The 4,696-nt window shown below is 39.7% G+C and carries 3 protein-coding genes and 1 pseudogene; 2 read left to right on the top strand and 2 right to left on the bottom strand.

The genetic code is table 11. The annotated features are described in order from the left end of the window. Positions 1–199: 199 nt before the first annotated feature. Positions 200–385 (bottom strand): annotated as a pseudogene (locus ABHN01_RS24900) (transcriptional regulator); the annotation flags it as partial. A 29-nt stretch (positions 386–414) separates the two neighbouring features. Next, positions 415–1,107 (bottom strand): aspartate/glutamate racemase family protein, encoded by a 693-nt coding sequence (locus tag ABHN01_RS24895; RefSeq protein ID WP_429877776.1) that lies wholly within the window; start codon positions 1,105–1,107, stop codon positions 415–417. 590 nt (positions 1,108–1,697) lie between these two features. Between ABHN01_RS24895 and ABHN01_RS24890 the strand changes: the two genes are divergently transcribed. Together ABHN01_RS24890 and ppdK are read left to right on the top strand one after the other, a co-directional pair. Next, on the top strand, positions 1,698–2,519 hold the full coding sequence (locus ABHN01_RS24890; RefSeq protein WP_429877775.1) for a pyruvate, water dikinase regulatory protein: 822 nt from the start codon (positions 1,698–1,700) through the stop codon (positions 2,517–2,519). Further along, the coding region (gene ppdK / locus ABHN01_RS24885) for a pyruvate, phosphate dikinase (RefSeq protein ID WP_429877774.1) at positions 2,516–4,696 on the top strand (2,181 nt) is incomplete at its 3' end. The genes ABHN01_RS24890 and ppdK, both read left to right, overlap by 4 nt.

Raw genomic sequence — 4,696 nt, 5'->3', positions numbered from 1 at the left:
ATGTATATCAAGCGGTCATGCTCGATCCCCACACTTCCTCTGTCCTAACACTGGATGAAATATGGAACATGACGAAAGAACTGTTGGAAGCCCATGCAGATTACTTACCTGCGTTTACTAAAGGGAGACACTTAAGCCATCAACGCAAAACAGCAACTTTATAGATGTAAAAAGCTAAGGATACTAATCCTTAGCTTTTTTATTGCTTCTTTATGGAACTGTTCTCAATTAAACGCCTCAGTTTTTCTTCCGTTCCCGTGTCATCGACAGGGGTATAGACGCTGCATCTTAACTCGTTCGTCCCCTGTACCTGTAATGACGTAAGGTTGAAGACCATTTTGCCGGCTTTAGCGTGGCGGAATTCGATTAAAACCTCAGGGGCTGAACCAGGCCACCTAAGCTTGTGGCCGGAGGTTATTCATCTAATGCCTTTTTAACCGATTCAATAGCATGGATCAATGTTGTATCAAATAATGGTACTTCGGAATCCTCTCGTTTAACTAATAATCCAATTTCCGTACAACCGAGTATGATGCCTTCAGCTCCGTTATCAACCAGGCTTTGGATGACCTTTTTGTAATAATCCTTTGATGTCTGCCTAATCTTACCAATACATAGCTCTTCATATATGATTTTATTTACGGCGTCTCTATCCTCTTTACTGGGTACTAAAACCTCAATACCATAAGATTCAATTCGTGATTTGTAAAAGTCTTTCTCCATCGTATATTTAGTGCCGAGCAATCCGATCTTCTTTATCTTTGCCTGTTGAATTTGATTTGCTGTTGCATCAGCAATATGTAATACGGGCACACTGATTTTTCTCTCAATATCCTTTATGACTTTATGCATTGTATTTGTACAAAGTACGATAAAATCGGCGCCTCCCTTTTCCAGTGACTGTGCGACATCGCCTAATAATGTACCAGCTCTTTGCCAATCACCTGCTGCTTGATAACGTTCCATCTCCTCAAAATCAATGCTGTATAAAATGCACTTTGCGGAATGCAGCCCGCCTAATTTATTTTTTACGTCTTCGTTTATGATGCGGTAATATTCAATCGAAGATTCCCAGCTCATCCCGCCGATCAAACCGATCGTTTTCATCATTGCCCTCCTTCAAAAATGTTCATTGAACGTTCATTAAGACGGTTACTAAGCAGACCTTTTACCTCCTCCCATTCATTATCAACAATACTGTAAATAGCCGTATTTCTTACCGTACCGTCTGATAATATCCGTTCATTTCATAGTCCCCCTTCATGCTTGCCGCCGATTTTACTAAGTGTTTTCTAGATCGTATGCCTCCCTTGTTCAGTCTCTTTTTTTGCTTAATTGAGCAAAAACTTATTTCTGTAACTCTTCATCTGTTAGGCTTTATGGTCTATTCGACCATTACCCTGATGAATCCTCCGTTAGTAAGTAAGCAAAAGAAAATACCCTCGCTTTAATGCATTGTAAATTCGCCAGTAGTATACACTGATTGTTTCAAACTTTTTTACCATAACCCAAGAAGAGGGATTGTATCTAATTATATTTAATGATAATATACTACTTAAAATAGAAATAGTATAACACATATGCCCTAAAATAAGATAAATAGTATAACTAAATCAATTGAATAATGTGAAAAAGTGTATCTATATTCATTAAGTTCACTCGCATGTAGTAATTACAAGAGAATAGGAGATCAGGATGTGAATAAGAAGAAATTTGTCTATGTAGTATCTGACTCGGTCGGTGAAACAGCTGAGTTAATGGTAAAAGCAGTTGCTTCTCAATTTACTGGGGAAGATATTGAAATCCAAAATTTTTCCTATGTAGAGGATACCAAAGATCTGAATAATGTCATTGCTGTTTCAAAGTATAGTGATGGCATCATTGCCTACACGATTGTCATTCCATCTTTAAAGCAATATCTGGATCAAAAAGCCTGTAAAGAAGGGATTATCGCAATTGATTTAATGAATCCACTTATGACTGCATTTAGTCAGAAGTTTAATAAAGAACCTAAAGGCCAACCGGGGTTAATGAGGAAATTGGATGATAACTATTTCCGAAGGGTTGAAGCGATTGAGTTCGCCGTAAAATATGATGATGGACAAGAGGTTCAGGGGATTACACGTGCAGATATTGTATTAATAGGAGTTTCTAGAACATCGAAGACCCCCCTTTCTATGTATTTGGCCAATAAGAAGTTTAAGGTGGCAAATGTACCTTTAGTACCTGAAATAGAACCTCCTGAAGAGCTTTTTGATATTCCAAGAAACAGATGCGTAGGTTTAGTAATCACACCGGATAAACTGAATGAAATCAGAAAGGAACGATTAAAGAATTTAGGGTTAGCCACTCAAGCAAATTATGCGAATTTAGATCGAATTCTTGAGGAATTAGATTATGCTGAGAACATTATGAAACGCATCGGCTGCCCGGTTATTAATGTCTCAAATAAAGCGGTTGAAGAGACCGCTGATTCCATATTAGCCATATTAAAAAAAGAGAGGAGTTTGTTGATATGACGGCTAAATTTGTTTATATGTTTGATGAGGGAAACAGCGAATTAAAGGAACTTTTAGGAGGTAAAGGAGCAAACCTGGCCGAAATGACAAAAATCGGGTTACCTGTCCCTTATGGTTTTACTATTTCCACTCAGGCTTGCAAATCTTATTATGATGGCAGGAAATCTATTTTTGCAGAGGTCAAATTTCAGATATTGGAAGCTCTTGGTAAACTTGAAGAAAAAACAGGAAAAAAGCTTGGAGACCCTTCAAACCCACTGCTCGTTTCTGTCCGTTCCGGTGCAGTACATTCCATGCCAGGAATGATGGATACCGTATTAAACCTTGGAATGAATGATGACACTGTGGAAGGCTTGGCCAAACTAACAGATAATCCGCGTTTTGCATATGACTCCTATCGAAGATTCATTCAAATGTTTAGTGATGTTGTCCTCAACGTGGACAGTTTTCATTTTGAGCAGCTATTAGAGGAAACGAGGGAAAAAAAGGGATATACTTCAGATCCCCAAATGGCAACAGAAGATTGGCGGGAAGTGATCAAAGGATATAAAGAGATTGTTATGAAGCATGCTGGAAGAACTTTTCCTCAGGATCCAAAGGAACAATTATTCCTGTCCATCAGTGCAGTTTTTGATTCCTGGAATAATCAACGTGCGATTGTATACCGCCGTCTTCAAAAAATCCCTGGCCACCTAGGAACAGCAGTAAATATCCAAAGCATGGTTTTTGGAAATATGAGTAACGATTCTGGTACTGGCGTTGCCTTTACACGTAACCCGTCTACAGGAGAAGCTAAGCTTTATGGTGAATATTTGATCAATGCACAGGGAGAAGACGTTGTTGCTGGAATTCGTACCCCTCAACCCATTGCGACACTACAATATGAAATGCCAGAAGTATATCAGCAGTTTGTGGATACATGTCAATTGCTTGAAAAGCACTATCAAGACATGCAGGACATTGAGTTCACGGTAGAGCGTGGTGAGCTATTTATTCTTCAGACGCGGATGGGTAAAAGAACTGCTCAAGCAGCCATTAGAATAGCAGTTGAACTAGTAGAAGAACAAATTATCAATAAGAAAGAAGCAATCTTACGTGTAGATCCCGACCAGCTTAATCAGCTACTGCATCGTCGAATTGATGATTCCTATGAAAGAAAACAGATTGCTAAAGGGCTGCCTGCCTCTCCCGGGGCAGCAACAGGGGAAGTCGTATTTAATGCGGATGAAGCAGAGAGATTAGCAAAGGATGGCAAAAAAATCATTCTTGTACGCACAGAAACTACACCTGATGATATTCATGGTATTGTTGCCGCCCAAGCGGTTATCACTAGCCGTGGAGGAATGACAAGCCACGCGGCAGTTGTCGCAAGAGGCATGGGAAAAGCTTGTATCTGTGGCTGTGAAGCAATAAAAATTGATTTAAAATCAAAGCGGTTTAAAGTAGGAAATACGGTTGTTAACCAGGGTGAAATGATTACGATTGATGGCTCCACTGGTGAAATCATGTTAGGGGAAATTCCAATGATCGATCCACAGCTTTCAGACCAGTTCCAAGTGTTGCTTACTTGGGCAGATGAGGAACGAAAACTTGGTGTAAGAGCAAATGCTGACAATCCGGAGGACGCCAAAAAAGCGGTTGAATTTGGAGCCGGCGGAATTGGACTGTGCCGTACAGAACATATGTTTATGGACATCAATCGAATCCCTACTGTTCAGGATATGATTCTGGCTGAAACATACGAGCAGCGTGAAGAGGCTCTTAATAAACTATTACCAATGCAACAAAAAGATTTTGAAGGAATTTTTGAAGCCATGGAAGGTCACCCTGTAACTATTCGTTTATTAGATCCCCCTCTTCACGAGTTCTTGCCAAATAAGGAAGAACTGCTGGTCGAAGTGACAAGGCTTCGGATGAAAAACGCAGATTCTAAAGAATTAAAGGAGAAGGAGCTTCTTCTGAGAAAAGTACGTCAATTGGATGAATTCAATCCTATGTTAGGGCACCGCGGCTGCAGAATGGGCATGATATATCCAGAAATTTATGTGATGCAGGCAAAAGCGATCTTTTATGCGATCAATGCAGTCATGCAAAAAGGAATTGGCGTAAAACCAGAGATCATGATTCCTTTAGTTGGGCATGTTAATGAGTTAAAAGAAATGCGTCAACTAGTCATT

Source organism: Fictibacillus sp. NRS-1165, from assembly GCF_050468105.1.
GTDB lineage: Bacteria > Bacillota > Bacilli > Bacillales > Fictibacillaceae > Fictibacillus_C > Fictibacillus_C terrinigri.
Note: the sequence above shows the minus strand (reverse complement) of the source record. Positions and strands in the feature narration are given on the sequence as shown.

What these genes read in the sequence shown, in the direction of transcription:
- ABHN01_RS24895 (WP_429877776.1), bottom strand. Translation starts at nt 1,107, where the DNA reads ATGAAAACGATCGGTTTGATCGGCGGGATGAGCTGGGAATCTTCGATT.